At 70.8% G+C, this 21,043-nt stretch carries 22 protein-coding genes; 8 read left to right on the plus strand and 14 right to left on the minus strand.

What is annotated here, in order from left to right; all coding sequences use genetic code 11:
* Window positions 1-23: 23 nt before the first annotated feature.
* Together BIV04_RS07090 and BIV04_RS07095 are read right to left on the minus strand one after the other, a co-directional pair.
* The gene (locus tag BIV04_RS07090) at window positions 24-734 is read right to left on the minus strand and encodes a bifunctional 2-polyprenyl-6-hydroxyphenol methylase/3-demethylubiquinol 3-O-methyltransferase UbiG (protein ID WP_071255440.1); all 711 of its coding nucleotides are present in this window, start codon (window positions 732-734) and stop codon (window positions 24-26) included.
* Window positions 731-1,738 (minus strand): NAD(P)/FAD-dependent oxidoreductase, encoded by a 1,008-nt coding sequence (locus tag BIV04_RS07095; RefSeq protein WP_071255442.1) that lies wholly within the window; start codon window positions 1,736-1,738, stop codon window positions 731-733. The genes BIV04_RS07090 and BIV04_RS07095 overlap by 4 nt, the downstream gene beginning before the upstream one ends.
* Before the next feature lie 80 nt (window positions 1,739-1,818).
* Here BIV04_RS07095 and BIV04_RS07100 point away from each other — a divergent pair, with 80 nt between their 5' ends.
* Together BIV04_RS07100 and BIV04_RS07105 are read left to right on the plus strand one after the other, a co-directional pair.
* Window positions 1,819-2,436 (plus strand): helix-turn-helix domain-containing protein, encoded by a 618-nt coding sequence (locus BIV04_RS07100; protein ID WP_071255523.1) that lies wholly within the window; start codon window positions 1,819-1,821, stop codon window positions 2,434-2,436.
* A gap of 76 nt (window positions 2,437-2,512) precedes the next feature.
* Window positions 2,513-6,028: a TM0106 family RecB-like putative nuclease gene (locus tag BIV04_RS07105; protein ID WP_071255443.1), complete on the plus strand. Its 3,516-nt coding sequence runs from the start codon at window positions 2,513-2,515 to the stop codon at window positions 6,026-6,028.
* 51 nt (window positions 6,029-6,079) lie between these two features.
* Here the strand turns inward: BIV04_RS07105 and map are convergent, their stop codons facing one another.
* Window positions 6,080-6,856: a type I methionyl aminopeptidase gene (gene map, locus BIV04_RS07110; protein ID WP_071255445.1), complete on the minus strand. Its 777-nt coding sequence runs from the start codon at window positions 6,854-6,856 to the stop codon at window positions 6,080-6,082.
* Between the two features lie 80 nt (window positions 6,857-6,936).
* Here map and BIV04_RS07115 point away from each other — a divergent pair, with 80 nt between their 5' ends.
* Window positions 6,937-7,236: a helix-turn-helix transcriptional regulator gene (locus tag BIV04_RS07115; protein ID WP_071255447.1), complete on the plus strand. Its 300-nt coding sequence runs from the start codon at window positions 6,937-6,939 to the stop codon at window positions 7,234-7,236.
* An 85-nt stretch (window positions 7,237-7,321) separates the two neighbouring features.
* Here BIV04_RS07115 and tmk read toward each other — a convergent pair whose 3' ends face one another.
* Together tmk and BIV04_RS07125 are read right to left on the minus strand one after the other, a co-directional pair.
* The gene (gene tmk / locus BIV04_RS07120; protein ID WP_071255448.1) at window positions 7,322-7,978 is read right to left on the minus strand and encodes a dTMP kinase; all 657 of its coding nucleotides are present in this window, start codon (window positions 7,976-7,978) and stop codon (window positions 7,322-7,324) included.
* A gap of 315 nt (window positions 7,979-8,293) precedes the next feature.
* A complete protein-coding gene (locus BIV04_RS07125; protein WP_071255450.1) occupies window positions 8,294-8,758 on the minus strand; it encodes a DIP1984 family protein in 465 nt (154 codons plus the stop codon).
* A 484-nt stretch (window positions 8,759-9,242) separates the two neighbouring features.
* On the opposite strand from BIV04_RS07125, the gene BIV04_RS07130 reads away from it, so the two are divergent.
* Both BIV04_RS07130 and BIV04_RS07135 read left to right on the plus strand, forming a co-directional pair.
* Window positions 9,243-10,961: a GAF domain-containing protein gene (locus BIV04_RS07130; RefSeq protein WP_071255452.1), complete on the plus strand. Its 1,719-nt coding sequence runs from the start codon at window positions 9,243-9,245 to the stop codon at window positions 10,959-10,961.
* The gene (locus BIV04_RS07135; protein WP_083396243.1) at window positions 10,958-11,584 is read left to right on the plus strand and encodes a response regulator transcription factor; all 627 of its coding nucleotides are present in this window, start codon (window positions 10,958-10,960) and stop codon (window positions 11,582-11,584) included. The genes BIV04_RS07130 and BIV04_RS07135 overlap by 4 nt, the downstream gene beginning before the upstream one ends.
* A gap of 27 nt (window positions 11,585-11,611) precedes the next feature.
* On the opposite strand, the gene BIV04_RS07140 is transcribed toward BIV04_RS07135, so the two are convergent.
* On the minus strand, window positions 11,612-12,499 hold the full coding sequence (locus BIV04_RS07140; protein ID WP_255364204.1) for a universal stress protein: 888 nt from the start codon (window positions 12,497-12,499) through the stop codon (window positions 11,612-11,614).
* 177 nt (window positions 12,500-12,676) lie between these two features.
* Here BIV04_RS07140 and BIV04_RS16745 point away from each other — a divergent pair, with 177 nt between their 5' ends.
* Entirely contained in the window at window positions 12,677-13,222 is a 546-nt protein-coding gene (locus tag BIV04_RS16745) for a hypothetical protein (protein ID WP_143048604.1), read from the plus strand.
* 50 nt (window positions 13,223-13,272) lie between these two features.
* On the opposite strand, the gene BIV04_RS07150 is transcribed toward BIV04_RS16745, so the two are convergent.
* Entirely contained in the window at window positions 13,273-13,713 is a 441-nt protein-coding gene (locus BIV04_RS07150) for a pyridoxamine 5'-phosphate oxidase family protein (RefSeq protein WP_083396244.1), read from the minus strand.
* Window positions 13,714-13,891: 178 nt separating this feature from the next.
* Between BIV04_RS07150 and BIV04_RS07155 the strand changes: the two genes are divergently transcribed.
* Entirely contained in the window at window positions 13,892-14,860 is a 969-nt protein-coding gene (locus BIV04_RS07155) for an L-lactate dehydrogenase (protein WP_071255525.1), read from the plus strand.
* Window positions 14,861-14,944: 84 nt separating this feature from the next.
* Here BIV04_RS07155 and BIV04_RS07160 read toward each other — a convergent pair whose 3' ends face one another.
* A complete protein-coding gene (locus BIV04_RS07160) occupies window positions 14,945-15,352 on the minus strand; it encodes a pyridoxamine 5'-phosphate oxidase family protein (protein WP_083396245.1) in 408 nt (135 codons plus the stop codon).
* Between the two features lie 129 nt (window positions 15,353-15,481).
* Window positions 15,482-18,016 carry a phosphoketolase gene (locus BIV04_RS07165; protein ID WP_083396259.1) on the minus strand — a complete coding sequence of 845 codons (2,535 nt, stop codon included), beginning with the start codon at window positions 18,014-18,016 and terminating at the stop codon, window positions 15,482-15,484.
* Between the two features lie 114 nt (window positions 18,017-18,130).
* On the opposite strand from BIV04_RS07165, the gene BIV04_RS07170 reads away from it, so the two are divergent.
* On the plus strand, window positions 18,131-18,445 hold the full coding sequence (locus tag BIV04_RS07170; protein ID WP_083396246.1) for an SHOCT domain-containing protein: 315 nt from the start codon (window positions 18,131-18,133) through the stop codon (window positions 18,443-18,445).
* A gap of 73 nt (window positions 18,446-18,518) precedes the next feature.
* Here the strand turns inward: BIV04_RS07170 and BIV04_RS07175 are convergent, their stop codons facing one another.
* From BIV04_RS07175 to BIV04_RS07195, 5 genes are read right to left on the minus strand one after another with little or no spacing between them, the layout of a single operon-like run.
* Window positions 18,519-19,214, minus strand: a complete 696-nt coding sequence (locus BIV04_RS07175; RefSeq protein ID WP_083396247.1) for a BON domain-containing protein — start codon at window positions 19,212-19,214, stop codon at window positions 18,519-18,521.
* Window position 19,215: 1 nt separating this feature from the next.
* The gene (locus BIV04_RS07180; RefSeq protein WP_071255457.1) at window positions 19,216-19,581 is read right to left on the minus strand and encodes a hypothetical protein; all 366 of its coding nucleotides are present in this window, start codon (window positions 19,579-19,581) and stop codon (window positions 19,216-19,218) included.
* Window positions 19,581-20,117: a universal stress protein gene (locus BIV04_RS07185; RefSeq protein ID WP_071255458.1), complete on the minus strand. Its 537-nt coding sequence runs from the start codon at window positions 20,115-20,117 to the stop codon at window positions 19,581-19,583. The genes BIV04_RS07180 and BIV04_RS07185 overlap by 1 nt, the downstream gene beginning before the upstream one ends.
* 44 nt (window positions 20,118-20,161) lie before the next feature.
* Window positions 20,162-20,392, minus strand: a complete 231-nt coding sequence (locus BIV04_RS07190) for a three-helix bundle dimerization domain-containing protein (protein WP_071255459.1) — start codon at window positions 20,390-20,392, stop codon at window positions 20,162-20,164.
* A complete protein-coding gene (locus BIV04_RS07195) occupies window positions 20,389-20,943 on the minus strand; it encodes a universal stress protein (protein WP_083396248.1) in 555 nt (184 codons plus the stop codon). Before BIV04_RS07195 ends, BIV04_RS07190 begins: the two co-directional genes overlap by 4 nt.
* Window positions 20,944-21,043 lie beyond the last annotated feature (100 nt).

Below are 21,043 nucleotides of genomic sequence, written 5' to 3' on the forward strand. Positions count from 1 at the left end.
GTGCCGCCGGGGCGGCGACGTGCTCAGCCGGCGCGGCGGGTGGCGCGGACGATCACGTCGGCCACGTGCCAGACGTCCCCGTCCGGGCCGGTCATGTCGCGTGGTCGCACCTCGGCCACCTCGACCTGCCACGAGTCGGGGGAGAGCCTGCCGACCACCTCGTCGACGGTGAACAGCATGCCCGGATCGCCGTGCCTGCCGGCCCCGAGCGGCAGGGCGTCGGCGTCGTGCCCGACGATCAGCAGGGTGCCGCCCGGTGCCACGCCGTCGGCCAGCGCGGGGAACAGGCGCTCACGGTCGGCGAGCGGCAGGTGCATGAAGTGCGCCGTGACGAGATCGAAGGAGGCGCGGGTCGGGCTCCACACCGTCAGATCCGCCTGCTGCCAGGTGGCGTGCGCGGGGTCGACGTCCTCCCGCTCGCGGGCGAGGGCGGCCGCCTTGTCGAGGGCGTTCTGCGAGATGTCGACGCCGGTGACCTGCCAGCCCCGCGCGGCGAGCCAGAGGGCGTCGCCGCCCTCTCCGCTGCCGACGTCGAGCGCACGACCGGGGGTCAGGGGAGTGGCCTCGGCCACGAGGGCGGCGTTGGGGCGGCCGCTCCAGGCACGGCCGGGCTGCCCGTAGCGGTCCTCCCAGTAGTCGCGGTCGTAGACGGGGCGGCGGTGACCGTCGTGCTGGTGCTGGTGCTGGTGCTGGTGCTCAGGCTGCTGCTGCTGCTGCTGCTCCGACTCGCTCATGCGTCGATCCTCTCTCCGGCGCGGAGGGCGGCGACGGACGCCGCGACCTCCGCCGTGACCAGGTCCATGTTGATCGCGGCGCCGGCCATCGTGCCCGCCGCGGCCGCCGCGACGACCTGCGCCATCGGCTCGGTGACGTTGCCCGCCACCCACACCCCGGGGACGGCCGACCGGCCGGTGAGCGGCTCGACGGTCGCGAGGTGTGTGCCGACGCCGGCGGGGTGCTCCGTCGCCTCGAGTCCGAGGTCGGCCACGAAGTCCGCTCGGGAGCGCACCCGGGCCATGACGGCCAGCGCACCGACGGCGACCGTGCGACCGTCGACGAGCGTCACACCGGTCAGGGCGTCGGCCTCGACCCGCAACCGCGCGACCGGGCCGTCGACCACCGTGACCCCGCGGGCCCGCAGCTGCTCGGCCTGCTCGTCGTCGGGCGTGAACGACTCGTTCGTGAAGAGCACGATGTCGCGGCTCCACTGCCCGAAGAGCAGGGCCTGGTGCATCGCGAACGGGCTCGTGGCCAGCACGCCGATCACGCGGTCCTGCACCTCCCAGCCGTGGCAGTACGGGCAGTGCACGGCGTCGCGGCCCCAGCGTTCGGCGAGGCCGTCGACGGCGGGCAGCTCGTCGACGAGCCCCGAGGTGACGAGGAGGCGCCGGGCACGCACCTCGGACGCGTCGCCACCCGGGCTCGTGACGGTCACGACGAAGGGTGCGTCGGAGTCGTCGTCGCGGCGGACGCCGGTCACGGTGCCCGACACGATCGCGCCTCCGTACGCTTCGACCTCTGCTCGGCCGAGGCGGGTGAGTTCGCGCGGGGCGACCCCGTCGCGGGTGAGGAACGCGTGGACGCCCTCGGCGGGTGCGTTGCGGGGCCGGTCGTCGTCGACGACGAGCACGTCGCGACGGGCGCGGGCCAGCGAGAGCGCGCCGCTGAGCCCGGCGGCGCCTCCGCCGATCACGACGACGTCGTGGACGGTGTGGACCGGGTGGGTGTTCTGGTTCATGGTGTGACCTCCTGACCCGATCCTGCGACCTCGAACGTCAGTCTGGCAATCTCCGTTGCCGAAGTGGCAAGATGGCGGGCATGAGCCAGCCCACGAACACCCCCGGTGCCGACGCTGGGAGCACCGACGACGTCCTCGCCGCGGTCGGCCCGCGCCTCCGCGCCCTGCGCGTGCGGCGAGGCGTGACCCTCGCCGAGCTGGGGGAGCGCACCGGCATCTCGGTCAGCACCCTGTCCCGGCTCGAGTCGGGGCTCCGACGGCCGACCCTCGAGCAGTTGCTGCCGCTCGCCCGCGAGCACGGGGTGCCGCTCGACGACCTCGTCGGGGCCCCCGAGACCGGCGACCCGCGGGTGCACCTCAAGCCGCGCCAGCAGCACGGCATGACGGTCGTGCCGCTCTCGCGCGGCGGCGGCGCGATCCAGGCCTTCAAGATGGTCATCCCGGCCGACTCGCCCCGCACCGAGCCCGTGCTCCGCACCCACGAGGGCTACGACTGGCTCTACGTGTTGCGCGGACGCATCCGGCTCGTGCTGGGCGACCTCGACCTCGTGCTGCCGGCCGGCGAGGCGGCCGAGTTCGACACGCGCACGCCGCACTGGTTCGGCCGTGCCGACGAACACGCGGTCGAGGTGCTCAGCCTCTTCGGTCGCCAGGGGGAGCGGCTGCACCTGCGCACCGCGCCCGGCTCGCCCGGGTGAGGCGTCCCGGGGTGTCGGTGGCGCCTCCTAGGCTCGGGGCGGGCGTCCAGGCCGCGTCCCGACAGAAGGAGTCCGCGTGTACCTCGACGACGACCGGGTGGTCACCAGCCCGTCCGACCTGACGACCTGGGCCGCGTGCGAGTGGTCGTTCCTGCGACGGCTCGACGCGAAGCTCGGCCGGGTCGAGGCCGTCGCCGACGCCTCCGACGACATGCTCGACCGCACGGCCCGCCTCGGCGACGCCCACGAGCTGCGGTACCTCGAAGCGCTGCGGGCGACCCGTGACGTGGTCGAGTTCGAGCGGCCGGCGCCCTCGGGCTACGCGGCGGCCGCCGAGGAGGCGCGGCTCGCCATGGCCTCCGGGGTCGACGTGCTCTTCCAGGCGACGTTCTTCGACGGATCGTTCATCGGCTTCAGCGACTTCGTGGTGCGCACCGAGGCGGGCACGTACGAGGTCTACGACACCAAGCTCGCCCGCCACGCCAAGATCCCGGCCCTGCTGCAGGTGGCGGCCTACACCGACCAGATCCGTGCTCTCGGGCTGCCGTCGGCCGACACGGTGCGCCTGGTGCTCGGCGACGGCAGCGAGAGCGTGCACGACGTCGCCGACGTCCTGCCGGTCTACCGCGTCCAGCGCGACAGGCTGCGGGCCGCCCTCGCCGAGCGGCTCTCCGCCGACGGGCCGCTCGCCTGGGGCGACCCGACCGTCACCGCCTGCGGGCGCTGCACGGCCTGCCAGGCTCAGGTCGACGAGCACCGCGACCTCGTGCTCGTCGCCGGGCTGCGCGGCGAACAACGTCAGCGGCTGCACCTGGCCGGGGTCGCCACGATCGACGACCTCGCCGACTCGAGCGGGCCCGTCGCCGGCATCGGGGCGACGGCCCTCGCCCGGCTGCGGGGGCAGGCCCGGGTGCAGCTCGCCACCGAGCGCGATCACACCGATGCCCCCGCGGTCGAGGTCGTCGACGCCGACGCCCTGCGGACGATCCCGCGGCCCGACGCCGGCGACGTGTTCTTCGACTTCGAGGGCGACCCGCTCTACACCGAGGGCGACGGGCGGGCCTGGGGCCTCGACTACCTCTTCGGGCTGATCGAGGCCGACGGTACCTTCCGCGCCTTCTGGGCGCACGACTTCGCGGGCGAGCGACAGGCGCTGATCGACTTCCTCGACTACCTGGCCGAGCGACGCCGACGCTTCCCCGACCTGCACGTGTACCACTACGCCTCGTACGAGCGCAGCCACTTGCTCTCGCTCGCGGCCCGGCACGGCGTCGGCGAGGACGCGGTCGACGACCTGCTGCGCGACGGCGTGCTCGTCGACCTGTACCCGGTCGTGCGGCAGGCGCTGCTGGTCGGGTCGCACAGCTACTCGCTCAAGAAGCTCGAGCCGCTCTACATGGGCGACGACCTGCGGCAGAGCGACGTCAAGACGGCCACCGCCAGCATCACGATGTACGTCGACGCGATCGCCGAGCGCACCACGGGCGACCCCGAGCGCGGCGACCGCATGCTCGAGGAGGTCCGCGACTACAACGAGTACGACTGCCGGTCGACCCTCCGGCTTCGCGACTGGTTGCTCGAGCTCGCCGACCGGCACGGCACCCGGGCCGACGACCCCGACGGCCCGACCGCGCCCGACCCGCTCGAACTCGCCCGCGTGCCGCGCGAGCCGAACCCGGTCGCCCTGGGCCTCGCGGCGTACGTGGCCGACGTCGACCCGCTCGAGCGCACCGCCGACCAGACCGCCATCGCCCTCGCGGCCTCGGCCATCGACTACCACCGCCGCGAGGCCAAGACGTTCTGGCAAGAGCATTTCGACCGGCTGCGCAACCCGGTCGACGACTGGGCCGACACCCGCGACGTGTTCGTCGTCGAGACGGCCTCGGTCGAGCGCGAGTGGCAGAAGCTGCCCCGGGCCCGCAAGCTCAGCCGCGAGGTGCGGCTGCGCGGTCGCCTCGCGCCGGGCAGCCGCCTCGCCGAAGGAGGCGCGCCCTACGCGGTCTACGACGCCCCCGTCCCGTCGGGGGTCGTCTCGCTCGGCCCGGGGCTGCGTGGCGCCGTCGGGTCGACCGTGGTCGAGGCCGGCCCGAACGGCGACCGGCACGAGGTCGTCCTGCTCGAACGCGTCTCGGGCGACGACGACCGGCACGACGCGTTCCCGGTCGCGCTCACGCCCGCCGCGCCTCCCCGGGCCACCCCGCAGCCCGAGGCGATCGCCGAATGGGGCGGGCACGTGCTCGACGCCCTGCCCGAGATGCTCCCCGATCCGGCGTTCGACCTGCTGCGGCGTCAGCCCCCGCGTCTGCGGTCGGGCGGCGGGCCCGCAGCCGTGGTCGGGCACGACACCGTCTCGGCCGTCGTCGAGACCCTGCTCGGCCTCGACCGGTCGTACCTGGCCGTCCAGGGCCCTCCCGGCACGGGCAAGACCTACGTCGGCTCACGGGTCATCGCCCGGCTGGTGCGGGAGCACGGCTGGCGGGTCGGCGTCGTGGGGCAGTCGCACGCCGTCGTCGAGAACGTGTTGCGTGCGGCGATCACGGCCGGGGTCGACCCCGAGCGGGTGGGCAAGGTTCCGAAGTCGGGCACCACCGCAGAACAGGCCGACGAGCAGCCCTGGCGCGCCCTGAAGTCCGGCGGCGAGGCCGCGTTCCTCGCCGAGGCCGACGGTGGGGCGGGCGGTGCCGGGGTCGACGGCGGCGGGCAGGCCGTGGGGGCCGTGTTCGGGGCGACCGCCTGGGGGTTCGCCAACGCCGACAAGGTGGCCCGCGCCTCCCTCGACCTGCTGGTCGTCGACGAGGCCGGGCAGTTCTCCCTCGCCTCGACCGTGGCGGCCTCGGTCTCGGCGACGCGGTTGCTGTTGCTCGGCGACCCGCAGCAGCTGCCGCAGGTCAGCCAGGGCAGCCATCCCGAGCCCGTCGACGAGTCGGCCCTCGGCTGGCTGGCCGACGGCCACGACGTGCTGCCGGCCGAATACGGCTACTTCCTGGCCACCACCTGGCGGATGCATCCGGCGCTGTGCGCCCCGGTCAGCGAGCTGTCCTACGGCGGGGCACTGACCGCCCACGCGTCCGATCGCCGGCTCGACGGCGTGGCGCCCGGCCTGCACGTCGAGCCCGTGACGCACGTCGGCAACACGACCTCGTCGGTCGAGGAAGCCCGTGCGGTCGTCGAGATCGTGCGCTCCGTCGTCGGTCTCGACTGGTCGGACGCCGACGGCACCCGACCGCTGACCGCGGCCGACGTCATCGTCGTCGCGCCGTACAACGCCCACGGGGCCGTGCTGCGCGAGCACCTCGACGCGGCCGGGTTCGACGAGACGCCCGTCGGCACGGTCGACCTCTTCCAGGGGCAAGAGGCGGTCGTGGCCGTGGTGTCGCTGGCGGCGTCGAGTGCGGCCGACATCCCGCGCGGGCTCGACTTCCTGTTGATGCCGAACCGGTTGAACGTCGCCCTCTCGCGGGCGAAGTGGGCGGCGTTCCTGGTGCACTCCCCGCTGCTCGCGACGGGGTTGCCCACCTCGATCGCGGGGCTCGGCCTGCTCAGCGGCTTCCTCCGTCTGACCGGCCAGGGTCAGCCGACCGACGGGGTCTGACAGGAGCCGCCCGAGCGCACCTCAGCGCACCTCAGCTCAGCTCAGCTCAGCTCAGCGCGAGGGCCGCAGCGTCAGCACCTCGGCGCCGTCCTCGGTGATGGCGATCGTGTGCTCGCTGTGAGCCGTGCGGCAGCCCGTCGCGCTGCGCAGCGTCCAGCCGTCCGCGTCCGTGACGAGCTCGTCGGTGTCGGTCATCACCCACGGCTCGAGCGCGAGCAACAGCCCGGGCCGCAGCCGGTAGCCCCGCCCCGGGCGCCCGGTGTTCGAGACGTGGGGGTCCTGGTGCATGGTCGACCCGATGCCGTGGCCGCCGAACTCGACGTTGATCGGGTACCCCGCGTCCGACAGCACCGAGCCGATCGCGTGCGACAGGTCGCCGATGCGTGCCCCGGGCCCGGCCGCCGCGATGCCGGCCTCGAGTGCTCGCTCGGTCGTCTCGATCAGGCGCACGCTCTCGGCGGGACGCGAGTCGCCCACGACGAAGCTCACCGCCGAGTCGGCCGCCACGCCGTCGAGCACGACGGCGAGGTCGAGCGTCAGCAGATCGCCGTCGACGAGGCGCCGGTCGTGCGGCAGCCCGTGCAGCACGGCGTCGTTCACGGCCGTGCAGACGTAGTGGCCGAACGGACCCCGGCCGAACGACGGCGCGTAGTCGACGTAGCACGAGACCGCACCGGCCTCGTCGATCATCGTCTTCGTCCACGAGTCGACGTCGAGCAGGTTCGTGCCCACCGTCACGCGGTCGCGCAGCGTCTGCAAGATGGTGCCGACGAGCGCGCCCGTCGCCCGGGCCCGCTCGATCTCGGAGGGGTTCAAGATCTCGATCATGGGTGTCCTGCCGTTCTCGTGCCGAAGATCATCCCGGTAAAGGTATCCCACCGGGCGTCCCGGCGCACTACGCTCAGGGCATGGTCCGTCTGCCGCTCACCCCCGCCGAGATCGAGCGCGGTCGCCGCCTCGGGGTGCTGCTGAGGCGGGCCCGTGGTCCGCGGTCGATGCTGCAGGTCGCCCTCGACGCCGGCCTGTCGCCCGAGACCCTGCGCAAGATCGAGACCGGTCGCGTGGCGACCCCGGCCTTCTCGACCATCGCCGCGATCGCCGCCGTCGTCGGATTGTCGCTCGACGACGTCTGGGCCGAGATCACGCGCGACGGAGCCGGAAGGGCGACCGACGCACCGTCCGTCGTCGACGCGGCCCGCGCCTCCTGACCCCTTCGAGATGACACGACGTGCCGTTCGCGTCCTGAGGTGAACGGCACGTCCGGACGACTCGCGGGCCCGAGGAGGCGCGGTGTCAGCCCTGCGGACGCGCCAGCGACCCGAGATCGAGCCGGGTCGACACCTCGTGCCAGACGGCGTCGGCGAGCTCGTCGGTCGCACGGTCGGCGTCGACCGTGACGACGACCTCGGCGGCGGCGGCGATCGCCTCGGCGTAGCGCTCGCGCGCGGCCCGCAGGCGTTCGTCGACCTCGAACCGGTCCGTCGTCGTGCGTCCGCTGGCGAGGCGCTCGAGGGCGACCTCGGGCGAGACGTCGAGGTAGATCGTCAGGTCGGGCAGCATCAGGTCGGTGCTGATCGAGTTCGAGGAGGCGATCCAGTCGCTGCCCACGTCGGACGCCTGGTAGGCCTGCGACGACAGGTGGTACCGGTCGCAGAGGACGGTCGTGCCGCGCTCGACGATGCCGAGCATGCCGTCGTGGGCGTTGGTGATGTGGTCGAGGCGGTCGGCGACGAAGAGCGACGCGATGACGCGGTCGTCGAGGTCGACGCGGCGGTTGAAGCCGTTGCGGATCAGCGTGCCGACGGGGCCGTTCGTCGGCTCGGCCGTCTGGTGCACGGGCACCCCGGCGTTCTGGAGGCGGGCCGCGAGCAGGCGTGCCTGCGTCGATTTGCCCGACCCGTCGATGCCCTCGAACACGATGAACGCCCCGCGGGCTGCCTGATCCGTCACCCGACGAGCCTACCGAGCGCGGGGCCCGTCGAGGCGACGGCCGTGTTGCACGACGAGGTCGTGCCGCGGCGCCGTGCGTCCGTCCCGACGGGCGACGCCCGAGGAGGCGCGGTGAGGTCCCCGATCCCGCCCTCGACGTCTCCGGTCAGCACACGGTGGTGAACAGTGCAGGGTGCGCGGTCACCGGTGATCGGTGCGGGGCTGAGTGGTGACGACGTGAGTCGTGACGCTGCCCTCCGCGCCTGCAGAGACCGGGATGACCGCCGGTCGCGGTTCGTGCTCGCCCCGGTGACGTCTACCGACTCACCGCGCAGGTCAGTTCTGCAGCTCGGCCTCCCAGTTGGTCTTCTGGATCTCGACGTCGAGTTCGCGGAGGTCCTTCGCGACCGCGTCGGCACGGTCGCGCAGCTCGGCGACCGGCAGGGCCGAGAACATCCGCAGCTCGCTGCGCAGCTGGCGGTAACCGCCCGAGGCGCCACGGGCCGCGTCCGACGCGGTCACGAGCAGCGCGTGCGTGGCGCGCAGGGTCTCGCGTCGGGCCAGCGCCGCGGTCATCGTGCTGCCGTCGGCGAGGGTCGTGCGAGCGTTGGTGAGGTTGATGCGCACGACGAGCGACTCGAGGACGGCGAGGGTGTCGACCGCCTGGCGCAACAGCTCGGCGGCGTCCTCGGTGGGCTCTTCACCCTCCTGGTAGCGGGCGTTCGCGGTGACGCGGTCACGCAACTGGTCGATCCGGCGCTGGGCGTCGGACCGTTGCAGGAGGGCTTCGGCGAGCTTCATGCTGAGAAATCCTACGCAGGTCGGGTGAGTCGCGCGTCGTTCGTGTCACCGGCGCCCGTCAGCCGGTCGGTCAGCGGTCGGTGCCCGAGGGGCCCGTCCCGCGGATAGTCCCTGCGGCTCAGGCCCCTGACAAAGAGACGGGCAGGGGAGGCTGGTCGTGAGCAGGAACATGCTCGTGTGAAAGGCCACAGCAGCTGCGCCGGTCAGCCAGAGCGCCGGAACAAGTTCCCGATCCACCCGGGGTCTGGGGATGCCTCATGAACGATTAATCAACGCTCGGTAGGGGTGATCCTCTCCGTGGCGTCTGACCGTTTCGTTCTGTCCCGGGAGGAGACGAGTCGACGGAGGCTGACGGCGGCGGCCACCCTTTCGAGGGTTTGCGCCTAGGGTGAGGACTCCCCGGCCCAGACCTCGTTCGGGATGGCACTCGGCGTCCGCCTCGTGCTGAGTCCCCACTGTCTGGTTGCCGAAAGGTCGTGGTCCCATGGCTCCTCCGCACGGACTCCGTTTCACCGACGGTCCACGGACCGACCTCGACGAGGCGCTCTCGACGCTCGTCGTGAGTGCTCAGAAGGTGTCGGCGACCCAGGGCCGCCTCCGCGCGCTGCTGCGCGCGAATCGCCTGGTCGTCGAGCAGCTCGACCTTCCGACCGTGTTGTCCTCCCTCGTGGCCGCAGCGGTCGACCTCGTGGGTGCTCGGTACGGGGCGCTCGGAGTCGTCTCACCGGATGGCGGGCTCGAACAGTTCGTCCACACCGGCATGCCTGACGAGATCGTCGATCGCATCGGTCGATTGCCCCAGGGACACGGGCTCCTCCGGTCCGTGCTGGACGAGGGCACGCCCGTCCGCACCGGGAACGCCGGCGCCGATCCACGATCCGGGGGAGTCCCGCCCGGTCACCCCGACATCGAATCGTTCCTCGGGGTTCCGATCCGGGTGCGTGGTGAGCTCTACGGGAGCCTCTACTTCGCCGAGAAGGACGAGGGCGAGTTCACGACCGAGGACGAAGAACTGCTCACGTCCCTCGCCGCGACGGCCGGTGTGGCCATCGACAACGCGCGGCTCTTCGACGAGACCACGCGTCGCCAGGCGTGGACCGCCGCGTCCGCGGAGGTCGCGACGGCCCTGCTCTCGGACGACGAACGGTCGCCGCTCCACCTTCTCGCCGAACGCGTCGTCACGCTCGCCGACGCCGACCTCGTCTGCATCGTCCTCCCGGCCACCACGACCACGGTCATCGTCGACACGGCCCGGGGACGCTTGGCGGACGACCTCCAAGGCCTCGTCCTCCCTTCCGAAGGCACGCTGTCCGGTCGCGCCTTGCAGTTGCACGAGACCCTCGACGTCTCGAACGTCCAGAGCGTCGCCGAGGTCGCAGGGTCGCCTCTGGTCCTGGGGCCCACGGTCGTCGTGCCGCTCGAGACCGGAGACGCGACCCACGGTGCCCTGACGGTCTCAAGGGCAGCCGGTAGCGCGAGGTTCTCACGGGCGGACATCGAGATGATCACCGATTTCTCGAGGCAGGCCACCCTCGCGATCGACGTCGCGGAGGTTCGACACGACCGGACGCGCCTCGAACGCACCGAGGATCGAGGTCGCATCGCCCGCGACCTCCATGATCACGTCATCCAACGTCTTTACGCTGCCGGCCTGGACATGCAGGCGTCGGTGCGTTCCGGTGTGGACACGGGCACCCGCGAACGGCTCGATCGGCACATCGACATGCTCGACGCCGCGATCGTGGAGATCCGCACGGCGATCTTCTCCCTCGCCCCGCCCCGGAGGGCCGGCCGCTCGTCGCTCCGCCATCGGGTCATCGACCTGCTGGCGGAGCTCAGCCCGGTGTTCGACGTCACGCCGCGACTGGCGTTCGCCGGGCCCCTGGATCTCATGGTGCTCGACGAGGTCGTCGACGACGTGCTCGCCGTCGTCCGCGAAGGACTGAGCAACGTAGCTCGCCACGCCCACGCCACACGCGTGAGCGTCACGGTCGGTGTCGCCGACGATCGTGTCGAGGTCCGGATCACCGACGACGGAATCGGGCTGCCCGACGACCACGACGACAGCGGGCTCGCGAACCTCGCGGTCCGCGCCGCCCGATGGCAAGGAACCATGGTCGCCGAGAGGCGCCCTGAAGGAGGCACCGTGCTCACCTGGACCGCCACGACCACGATCGCCGCGCCTCCTCGGGACGCGTCGTGACGAGCGTGTTCCTGGTCGACGACCACGAGGTCGTCCGTGGGGGCGTCGCCCACCTGATCGATTCTCACGACGACCTCGACGTCGTCGGCGAAGCCGGGACGGCAGCTCAGGCGCTCGTGCGGATCGCGGCCACGCTGCCCGACGTCGCCGTGCTCGACGTCCGTCTCCCCGACAGCAGCGGCATCGACCTCTGCCGAGACATCCGTTCGGCCCACCCGGGCATTCAGTGCCTGATGCTGACGGCCTTCGACGACGATCAGGCGAGCGTCGCGGCTGTCCTCGCGGGGGCGGCGGGGTACGTGTTGAAGGACATCCGTGGCGACCGCCTGATCGATTCCATCCGCACGGTCGCCCGGGGTGGGAGCCTGGTCGATCCGCAGATGTCCCGCCGCGTCGTCGCGTCCATCACCGACGGTCCCCGCGCGCCCGATGTCGCCCTGACCAAGCGTGAGCACGACGTCCTCGAGCTGATCGCCGAGGGCATGACCAACCGGCAGATCGGTGAAGTCCTCGGGCTGGCGGAGAAGACCGTCAAAAACTACGTGTCGGGACTGCTGAGGTCCTTGGGTATGGAGCGGAGGACGCAGGCCGCCGTGTACGGCGCGTCGCTGCGCAAGCCCTGAAGCTGAGTTCCGGGCCCGGGCTGCGTGTCACCGGGCGTCCGGTGCCTTCACGACGACAGTGGGTCCCGCGACGTCCAGGACGATGGCGTGGCTGACCGAACCCAGGAGGAACCGGGCGATCCGCCGGCGGCCGTGGTTCCCGACGACCAGAAGGCGCCGCGAACGCGATGCCTGCTGGAGCACCCTGCTCGCCTCGCCCTGGACTACCCGTTCGGTGATGATCAGATCGGGATGCGTCTGGGCGACGGTGGCGACGGCCTCGTGCAGCAGTGCCTGATGTCGTGACCGCAGCAAAGCCGTTTCGGGGTCGGCTTCACGCAGGGCGGTCGAGCCCGTCCTCGGTGCCCGTGCGACGGCCATGAAGCCGAGCTGACTCGGGGGGAGGACGTCGAGCCATGCGTTCACCGCCTCGAGTGGCTCGCCCCACCTTGTCGCTTCCTCCGCGGCGAAGGCGAGTGCTGCCAGGGACGAGTCGGTCCCGTCGACCCCGACGACGATCCCTCGGCCCGTCACCGGGGTGTCCGTGGAGTGAGCCGGGACGATGGCTACGGGGCCCGTCGCCGTGGAGACGAGTCGCTCCCGAAGAGACGGCCCTCGGCCCTCGTTCGTGCCAGCGCCCAGGGCGAGCACGCCTGTCGGCGATGACAGCGCCCGCAGGACCTCTGCCGGGTCGCCGTAGACCACCTCCACGGTGAGTTCCAGACCTGGTCGCGTGCTGAGGAGCCGGTCGGCTTCTGCCTGCGCTGCGGGCCGCGCGACGGCGATCCGCGCTTCGACGTCGTCGTCGCTGTCCTGCTCGTCGGTCTCGACCACGTGAACGAGGAACATGCCACCGGCGGACGTGGTTGCTCGGTCGGCGGCCCAGTCTGCTGCTGCAGACGCGGCCGGCCCGCCGTCGGTCCCAGCGATCGTCATCTCGTGCACGGGTCGTCCTCCTGTCGGCGGCGCGCGACGCCGGCTTCCTGCCGGTGTGTTCACGCGTCGTGTCGAGTCTCGTGCGGACCGCACGTGATCGGCAGTGTCCAACGTCCTGTCCCGGAGTCAGGACGTTCGGCACTTCACGTGGCAGGGGCGGCACCTGAACCTGGGGCCATGACGTCGACACTGCTCGCCCCGCTCCGATTACCTGCCCAAGGGATCGCTGTGGCAACGCGCCTTGAACACGTCCTCCGTGCCGGGGCGCTCCTGCGCCAAGGCAGCGTCGTCGTTCTCGACGACAGTGTCGTTGTCACCGGACGTAAGGCCCTTGGCGTCGTGCTCCTCGCTTGTGGAGCGGGCTGCTCCGAGCAACTGATCTCAGAACATGTGGCTGCAGCGATCGCCATGGGCAACCGCGTGGTGCTCACCTTCGTGGAGGCGCCGACGGGCGACATCGCAGCGCTCGTCGCCGTGCTGCAGCGGTGCATCTCGCGGGCTTGGTTCCAGGTGGTGGCGTCCCCTGGCGAGGCATGGCACATCCGGCCGGAAGACGCCTTGAGCGTCGCCGTCCTCACCCCGTCCTCCCTCACTGTGGACGATCACCGACTCCAGCACGTGCTCGATCCGGACATGGAACCCGACTTGCACGCCATGTTCCGCCGCTTCAGTGCGTCGACTGCGGTGACTGTGCCGGTCACGGTCACGCGCTGGCGCCCGTGATCCGACAGGAGCGGTCGAGCATCCACGATAATGGGCCTCGACCCGGACGGCTAGTAGCTGGTCCGGAAGCGCCGGCCCTGCACTGTTCGCGGGGTGACCTCGAAGTAGTTCCACTTGGTCGGCGCCGTCATCGTAGGGAGGTCCAGCACCCCTGACTCGCGCATCCTCGCCTCGTCGTCCAGGCGGCGGACGGTGCCGCGGAGGACGACGCTGAACCTCTTGCCGGCGTCCGTGCCGTCGATCTCCACGGCGACTTCCGGTCGACGGGTGAGGCTGACGATCTTCTTGCCCGGTGCACTCCGGAAGAAGAGGGCACGGCTCTGCACGAGGTAGTTGACGGGGAAGATGTCGGGCCCGAGGTCGTCGGTCACCGCGAGTCTCCCGACGGTGGCGGCCTCGAGGAGCCGCCAGCACTCGTCGGCGCCGAGCTTCTCGGGGACGGTCACGGTGTCGACGTCGGAATTGCGCTGGAGATAGGGATTCGTTGTCATCGTGTGAGTCTGGGAGGGAACCGTCCCGCCCGACAGGGCCGATGGTCCTGCTGAGAACGTCAGGACCTCCGCCTCTCCTGTTCAGCGCCTCCGTGGACGACAGTTGGTCGTGACAGCGATGCCGCCTCCTCCGGCCGTCCTGGCCGCCCAGATGCGGCCGCGCAGGAAGCCGAAGCACATGAGCAACTCAACAGGCAGCAAACTGACCGTCGTCGGGGCGGGGAGGGTCGGTGCGAGCATCGCCTACGCCGCCCTGCTCCGCGGGTCGGCACGGCACGTGTCGCTCTACGACGTCGACCGTGACCGTGTCGACGCCGAGGTGCTCGATCTCGCGCACGGGACAACCTTCACCGGCCCGACCGACATCGCCGGAGGTGCGGACATCCGGACCGCAGAAGGATCGGACGTCGTCGTGATCACGGCCGGCGCCGCGCAGCGGCCTGGCCAGTCGCGCACCGATCTCGCCGGCGTGAACACCGAGATCGTCGAGGAGCTCATGCCGGACCTCCTCGACGTCGCACCCGACGCGGTCTTCGTGCTCGTCACGAACCCCTGTGACGTGTTGACGGTCATCGCATCGGAGATCTCGGCTCTCCCCGCATCGCGTGTGTTCGCGTCCGGGACCGTGCTCGACACGTCCCGCCTTCGCCGAGAGCTGGCACGCCGTGCAGGCGTGTCCGTGAGCAGCGTCCACGCACACGTCGTCGGCGATCACGGTGACAGCGCGTTCGTGCTGTGGGACGACGTCCGGATCGGGACGGTCCCCGTCCTCGAGTGGGAGATGCCCGATCACACGCACATGAGCGTCGACGACCTCGATGACATCGCGGCCTCGGTGCGCGGTGCGGCCGACCGCGTCATCCGGGGAAAGGGGGCGACGGATCACGCCATCGGCATCTCGAGTGCCCGGATCGTCGAGGCCGTGCTGCTCGACGAACGAGTCGTCCTGCCCGTCAGCACAGTCCTGAGCGACTTCCACGGCATCGACGGCGTGGCCCTGTCCGTGCCTTCGGTCGTGGGCACCGACGGGGCCGTGCCCCTCCGAGACACGCCCTTCTCCACGGCAGAGCTGGCGAAGCTGACCGCCTCGGCGGCCGCCCTCTCGGACGTCCTTCGAACCGTGCGCCCTTCGCTCGTCGGGGGCTGATCCTCGACGAGTCGTCCCGATCAAAAGCGACGAGGAGAGGCCCTGCGCACCCGAACGGTGCAGGGCCTCTCTCGCGCGCCGCGCTCAGAGCAGGGAGCGGAAGCGCCTCCCGGTGACGGACACTGCGTCGATGCTCATGAGCTGGTCTTTCGTCCCCGGGGCGGCAGAGCGAAGATCCAGCTCGCTGGCCACCTCGAGATCAGCTGACGTCACGAGACGCCGGAGGGGTCCCTTGACGACGACGCTCCACGTCCAACCGTCGTCGACCCCGTCGATCTCGAACCCGACCCACGGAGAGGCGCCGACCAGCGCGGTCTTGGTCCCGACGGAGGTGCGGAGGAAGATCGTCTGGCCGTCGGCGGTGTAGTTGATCGGGAAGATCTCGATGCTCGGCCCGCGCCCCATGGCGAGGCGTCCGAAGTGTCCCCGCCGCAGCTGCCGCCAGCAGTCGTCCCGCGTCATCTCGTTGACCAGGTCCTCACGTCCGTACACGGCCGTCAGCTCCTCGAGGGCTCTGCCCCGACGGGCAGGGATCGTTCGAGGGCTGCCAGGAGGAGGGCGACGTCGAAAGGTTTCGTCGCGGTGTCGGCATCCGCCGACGTGATGAGGATGTCCATGACCTCAGCTTCCGTCCTGCGGGGCGGCCGGGGCAGAGGACAACGTCCCGCGGGGGCCCTCCCAGGCCCAGTCCGCCACCTCGGGCAGGTCCTCTCCGTGCTCGCGCGTGTACGTCCTGGCCCGCAGGCGGGCGTCCTGCATGCGCTGACGGAACGGCCCGTTGTGGGCTGAGAGCCCGGGGACGCGGTCGATGACGTCCATGACGAGGCGGTACCGGTCGAGGTCGTTGAGCATGACCATGTCGAACGGCGTGGTGGTGGTGCCCTCTTCGATGAACCCGCGTACGTGTAGCTGGTCGTGCCCCGCCCGCCGGTACGTCAGGCGGTGGATGAGCCACGGGTAGCCGTGGTACGCGAAGACCACCGGCACGTCGGCGGGGAACAACGCGTCGTACTCGGCGTCGGAGAGACCGTGCGGGTGCTCCCCTTCGCTCTGCAGCCGCATCAGGTCCACGACGTTGACGACCCGCACCCGCAGCCACGGCAACTCTCGCCGGAGGATCGACGCCGCCGCGAGCACTTCCAGCGTCGGCACGTCACCGGCGCAGCCGAGCACGACATGCGGCTCGAGCCCAGGCTCTTCGGTGCCGGCCCATTCCAGGATGCCGAGCCCGCGCGTGCAGTGGGCCACCGCCTCCTGCATGGTCAGCCAGTTCGGGGCGAGCTGCTTGCCCGCGACGACGACGTTGACGTAGTCGACGCTCCGCAGGCAGTGGTCCCAGGTCGACAGCAGGGTGTTCGCATCGAAAGGCAGGTAGACGCGCACGACGTCGGCCTTCTTGTTGATCACGTGGTCGATGAAGCCGGGGTCCTGGTGGGAGGTGCCGTTGTGGTCCTGGCGCCAGACATGCGAACTCAGCAGGTAGTTAAGCGACGAGATCGGCTGCCGCCACGGGATCTGCCTCGAGGTCTTTAACCACTTGGCGTGCTGGTTGAACATCGAGTCGACGACGTGGATGAACGCCTCGTACGAGTTCATCAGCCCGTGCCGCCCGGTCAGCAAGTAGCCCTCGAGCCAGCCCTCGCAGAGATGCTCGCTGAGGACCTCGACGACGCGGCCGGTGCGGGCGAGGTCGTTGTCGATCAGGTCGATGGCCTCGTAGCCGGAGTCCCACTGCTTGTCGGTCACCTCGAAGACGGCCTGCAGCCGGTTCGAGGCGGTCTCGTCCGGGCCGAAGATCCGGAAGTTCGTGGGGTTCGCGACGATCACGTCGCGCAACCACGCGCCGAGCACGGCGGTGGCCTCACTGAGGGTCGCACCGGGCGAGGGCACGTCGACCGCGTAGTCGCGGAAATCGGGGAGGCGCAACTCACGACGAAGGAGCCCGCCGTTTGCGACGGGGTTGGCACTCATGCGCGCGTCCCCGACGGGAGCAAGGCCACTGACGAGCGGCACCGGGGCGCCGGTGGCGTCGAAGAGTTCCTCGGGACGGTAGGACCGCAGCCAACCGTCGAGGACGGCGAGGTGCTCGGGGGTGTCCCGAGCGTCCTTCAACGGCACCTGGTGAGAGCGCCAGTTGCCCTCGGCCGGGTGCCCGTCGATGATCGCGGGGCAGGTCCACCCCTTGGGAGTGCGGAGAATGATCATGGGCCACGCGGGACGGCTGTCGACGGCGGTGCCGACGAGGTCGTCGCGAGCGGCCTCGTTCTCGCGGGCCGCCTCCTTGATCACGGCGATCTCGTCGAGCACCCGGTCGAGCGTCTCGGCGAAACGGACATGGACCGCCAGAGGGTCCTCACCGTCGAAGCCGCCGGAGACCAGGTGGGGCGTGTACCCGTAGCCGCGCATCAGCTCGAGCAGCTGGGCCTCGGGCATCCGCGACAAGACGGTCGGGTTCGCGATCTTGAAACCGTTCAGATGCAGGATCGGCAGCACGACACCGTCGCGGACGGGGTCGACGAACGAGTTGCCGTGCCAGCTCGTGGCCAGTGGGCCGGTCTCGGCCTCGCCGTCGCCGACGACGGTCGCGACGAGCAGGTCGGGGTTGTCGAACACGGCGCCGTAGGCGTGCGCGAGGGAGTAGCCGAGCTCGCCGCCCTCGTGGATCGACCCGGGAGTCTCGGGGGCGACGTGGCTCGGGATGCCGCCGGGGAACGAGAACTGCCGGAACAGCTTGCGCAGCCCGTCCTCGGCCTGGTCGATGCCCTCGTAGACCTCGCTGTAGGTGCCGTCGAGGTAGGTGTTCGCGACCATCCCTGGCCCACCGTGGCCGGGACCGGCGACGTAGATCGCGTCGAGGCCGCGCTGCTGGATGACGCGGTTGAGGTGGGCGTAGACGAAGTTCAGCCCCGGGGTGGTGCCCCAGTGGCCGAGGAGGCGCGGTTTGACGTGGTCGCGCGTCAGCGGTTCCCGAAGGAGCGGGTTGTCGAGCAGGTAGATCTGCCCGACCGAGAGGTAGTTCGCGGCCCGCCACCAGGCGTCGAGCTGCGCGAGGCCCTCGGGTGTCAGCGGCGCCATCGGCATCCGGGGCCACGGCGTCGACGCGTGCTCGTGGGGGAGGAGGGCGGTGGGCTCGGTGTGCGAGGGCGTCATGGTCATGTCCTCAGGGTCGCCGTTCGGCGGGCGGCAGCCCAGGGGCGAACGTCCCGTGAGGACCATCGGCCCTGGTCGCCACCTCGACGAGGCGGAATCCTGCCAGGAGGAGGTGCGCAGATGATGCACGACTGGTACGGATGGAACGGCGGCATGAGCACGATGGCAGGCGGCACACAGTGGTGGCAATGGCTGTTGGTGATCGGGGCGATGATCGTGTTGCTGGTCGTCGTGACCGGAGTGGTGCTGCTGGTGATGACGCTCCGGGACTTAGGTGTGGGGCGTCGGCGCGTGACGCATGATCCGACCCGGGCGCCGGCGGCGCTCCACGGTGACGAGTTGGTCCTCGCCGAACGTCTTGCGCGAGGAGAGATCGACGAGGTCGAGTTCTTGAACCGTCGTCACGATCTCGTCCCTGGACCGACCCCGCGGTGAGTCCCTGACCGACCCCGTGACGAAGGAGGTGTCCCGGACGCGAAGTCCGAGACACCTCCTTGCGGTGGTGTAGTCAGTCGGTGGGGATCGGATACCAGCTCGAGACGGTGATCCGGTTGATGACGCGTGTGACGTGGGGCAGGGACCAGGCCGTCGTGGCGGCCTGATCACGCTCGGCCCAGGACGACACGCGTCCGGTGAGCGTGACGTCGGTGCCCGTGACGGCGACGTGGACGTCTTCGGCGTCGAGGGCGCCGTGGCGAGCCATTCCTTCGCGGATGCGCACCTCCGGCACGTTCGGTGGCGGTGGCACGGTGACGTCGACGGTGTTGATGACGAACTTGACGCCGTCGACGGCTGCGACCGCCTCGCGCAGGTCGATAAGTTGTCGAGCTTCGCCGACGTGGCCGGTCAGCGTGACGGTGGTGCCTCTGAGGCCGGCCGAGACCGCGCCACCTCGGGCGGTGATCTTCTGGATGGCTTCGGAGACGCGCCGCGCCGTGTCCGTCTCGGTGATCGTGGAGACGTAGGACGCGGGGTGGACCACGAGATCGTCCACCACGGCGAGCACCCCGTTCGTTCGACGAGCGGTGTCGGTGACGACCGCTCGAGAGACGTAGTCACCCAACTGGCCTGACACGGTCACGGTGCCGTGACTGACCGCGACGCCGATGCGTTCTTCGTGGATGCCGTCCGTCCTGCGCAGTCGATCATCGACGGCTCCGCGGATGGCCTGGTCTCGTTTGGTCGTGGACTCGTCGTTCGTCATGTCACGACGTCCGGGGGTCTTGGCCGGGGCCGTAACCGACGGAGTCGCGCAACCGTCGCTCGGCCGCGGCGGCAGGGTCGTCCGAACCGCCGTCGTCGAGGTGGCTCTCCCGGTCGGAGGCGAGTTCAACGAGGATCTTGATGCCGTGCTCGTCGGGCCAGGCCTGCAGCAGGACGGTCCTGCCTTCCAGGACGTGTTCCTCCGGGACGGAGTCCCGGAACGCGACCTGCGTGGCGAGGTATTCCAGGGCGTGCGCCACGGCGCGTCCCCAGTCACCCGGGTGGGTGCCGGTGGAACGGGTCACGGCACGGGTCCGGTTGGTGAGCTCCTCCTCGTGGATGCGGGCGGTGGGCGACGAGTGCGTCATCAGGCGGACGCGCCGGTCAGTTCGTCGCTGGCGCGGCTGCCGTCACCGAGGGCTTCGGCGCCGGCGCTGATCGGGTCCTCGTGGTCGACGAAGGGTGTGTGCATGACCAATACGGGGCACTGGCCGTGTTCGGCGCAGGCCGAGCTGACGCTTCCGAGGAGGAGGCCGACGAAGCCGCCGTGCCCGCGACTGCCGACGACGAGCATCTGCGCCGTGCGGCTGGCCTCGATGAGCACGTGCGCGGCGCCGCCTTGACGCATGCTGCTGCTGACCCAGTCGGGTGTGTGCGTTCCGAACCGGTCCTGGAGGGCAGCGTCGGTGATGATCTGCATGTCCTCTTCGGGAGTCCACCCCAGGGTCGGGTAACCGCCGTAAATGGTCGGGTACTGCCACGCGGAGATGACGTGGAGGGGGACGTCCAGGGCCCGAGCCATCACGATGGCCCGGTCGAGGGCTGCGCCTGCTGCGGGAGAGCCGTCGTAGCCGACCAGGACAGGGCGCGTGTCGGCTTCGATGGTGGAGGTGGGTGAGGTCATGGGGAACGGCTCTCTCGTGAGAAGGGGAATGAAGATGAACGGAGTCAGGTCGTCGGGGGGACGAGCAGACGTGTGCGGGCGCGATGCTCGACGATGTTGGGCAGGAAGTCATGGAGGGGGACCCCGCGACCGACTATCGAGTCGTAGCTGTCGATGACGACCTGTTCGACCCGGCTAGCGGGCAGGAGCGGGAAGCGCCGGAGGAGCCCGGTGATGACGGTCGAGACGATCGCGTCGCGGCCTTCGGTCGGCCTGGTGGACGTCAGGACGGTCATGCGCGGTGGATCGGCACGATGAGGACGGGGCAGGTGGCCCGGTGCACGCAGCTGGTGCTGACCGAGCCGAGCAGTGCCGAGCGGACGGCGCCCATGCCCCGGCTGCCCATGACGAGCATCCGGGCACCCGTGGCAAGGCGGGGGAGCGCTTCTTCGGCGACGTCGCGCACTTCACGGAATTGGGGTCGCAGATCGGGGTGACGGGCCGCTGCGGTCGCGGTGTCCTCGATCAAGGCCTTCTGGACGGCCGTGGCCAGCTCCGGGAACGAGGAGGCGTAGCCGAACTTGAAGCCAGCGGGATTGGGGGCATCGAAGATGCTCCACGTGCGCACGACGGCGATGGGTACGCCGAGGCCGTGGGCGAGGTCGAGCGCGACATCGAGAGCCGCGTCGGCACCGGCGGAGCCGTCGTGGCCGACGACGATGCTTCCGGGTTCGATTCCGAGCAGCCGCGGATCACCCTGCGGGTACGTCTCGACGTGTCGGGACGGGCCCGGCGTGGTCGGCTCCGCCGTGGTAAACGGTGTCGGGATCGCGGTGCTGGTGGTCATGGGGTGTCCTTCGATCGCGAGGCGTGTTCGCCCGGGCTGGTCGGGGTCGGTTGACCCTCGTCACCGAGCATCGCTGCCTTGCGTCGTGGCCAGTAGGGGA

Origin of the sequence: Frigoribacterium sp. MCBA15_019 (assembly GCF_001864945.1) — a bacterium.
Taxonomy (GTDB): Bacteria; Actinomycetota; Actinomycetes; order Actinomycetales; family Microbacteriaceae; genus Frigoribacterium.

Excerpts from the sequence above, each read along its gene's own strand:
- BIV04_RS07090 (WP_071255440.1), bottom strand. The coding sequence starts at position 734 with ATGAGCGAGTCGGAGCAGCAGCAGCAGCAGCAGCCTGAGCACCAGCAC.
- BIV04_RS07095 (WP_071255442.1), bottom strand. The coding sequence starts at position 1,738 with ATGAACCAGAACACCCACCCGGTCCACACCGTCCACGACGTCGTCGTG.
- BIV04_RS07100 (WP_071255523.1), top strand. The coding sequence starts at position 1,819 with ATGAGCCAGCCCACGAACACCCCCGGTGCCGACGCTGGGAGCACCGAC.
- map (WP_071255445.1), bottom strand. The coding sequence starts at position 6,856 with ATGATCGAGATCTTGAACCCCTCCGAGATCGAGCGGGCCCGGGCGACG.
- BIV04_RS07115 (WP_071255447.1), top strand. The coding sequence starts at position 6,937 with ATGGTCCGTCTGCCGCTCACCCCCGCCGAGATCGAGCGCGGTCGCCGC.
- BIV04_RS07125 (WP_071255450.1), bottom strand. The coding sequence starts at position 8,758 with ATGAAGCTCGCCGAAGCCCTCCTGCAACGGTCCGACGCCCAGCGCCGG.
- BIV04_RS07130 (WP_071255452.1), top strand. The coding sequence starts at position 9,243 with ATGGCTCCTCCGCACGGACTCCGTTTCACCGACGGTCCACGGACCGAC.
- BIV04_RS07140 (WP_255364204.1), bottom strand. The coding sequence starts at position 12,499 with ATGACGATCGCTGGGACCGACGGCGGGCCGGCCGCGTCTGCAGCAGCA.
- BIV04_RS16745 (WP_143048604.1), top strand. The coding sequence starts at position 12,677 with ATGACGTCGACACTGCTCGCCCCGCTCCGATTACCTGCCCAAGGGATC.
- BIV04_RS07150 (WP_083396244.1), bottom strand. The coding sequence starts at position 13,713 with ATGACAACGAATCCCTATCTCCAGCGCAATTCCGACGTCGACACCGTG.
- BIV04_RS07155 (WP_071255525.1), top strand. The coding sequence starts at position 13,892 with ATGAGCAACTCAACAGGCAGCAAACTGACCGTCGTCGGGGCGGGGAGG.
- BIV04_RS07165 (WP_083396259.1), bottom strand. The coding sequence starts at position 18,016 with ATGACCATGACGCCCTCGCACACCGAGCCCACCGCCCTCCTCCCCCAC.
- BIV04_RS07170 (WP_083396246.1), top strand. The coding sequence starts at position 18,131 with ATGATGCACGACTGGTACGGATGGAACGGCGGCATGAGCACGATGGCA.
- BIV04_RS07175 (WP_083396247.1), bottom strand. The coding sequence starts at position 19,214 with ATGACGAACGACGAGTCCACGACCAAACGAGACCAGGCCATCCGCGGA.
- BIV04_RS07180 (WP_071255457.1), bottom strand. The coding sequence starts at position 19,581 with ATGACGCACTCGTCGCCCACCGCCCGCATCCACGAGGAGGAGCTCACC.
- BIV04_RS07185 (WP_071255458.1), bottom strand. The coding sequence starts at position 20,117 with ATGACCTCACCCACCTCCACCATCGAAGCCGACACGCGCCCTGTCCTG.
- BIV04_RS07190 (WP_071255459.1), bottom strand. The coding sequence starts at position 20,392 with ATGACCGTCCTGACGTCCACCAGGCCGACCGAAGGCCGCGACGCGATC.
- BIV04_RS07195 (WP_083396248.1), bottom strand. The coding sequence starts at position 20,943 with ATGACCACCAGCACCGCGATCCCGACACCGTTTACCACGGCGGAGCCG.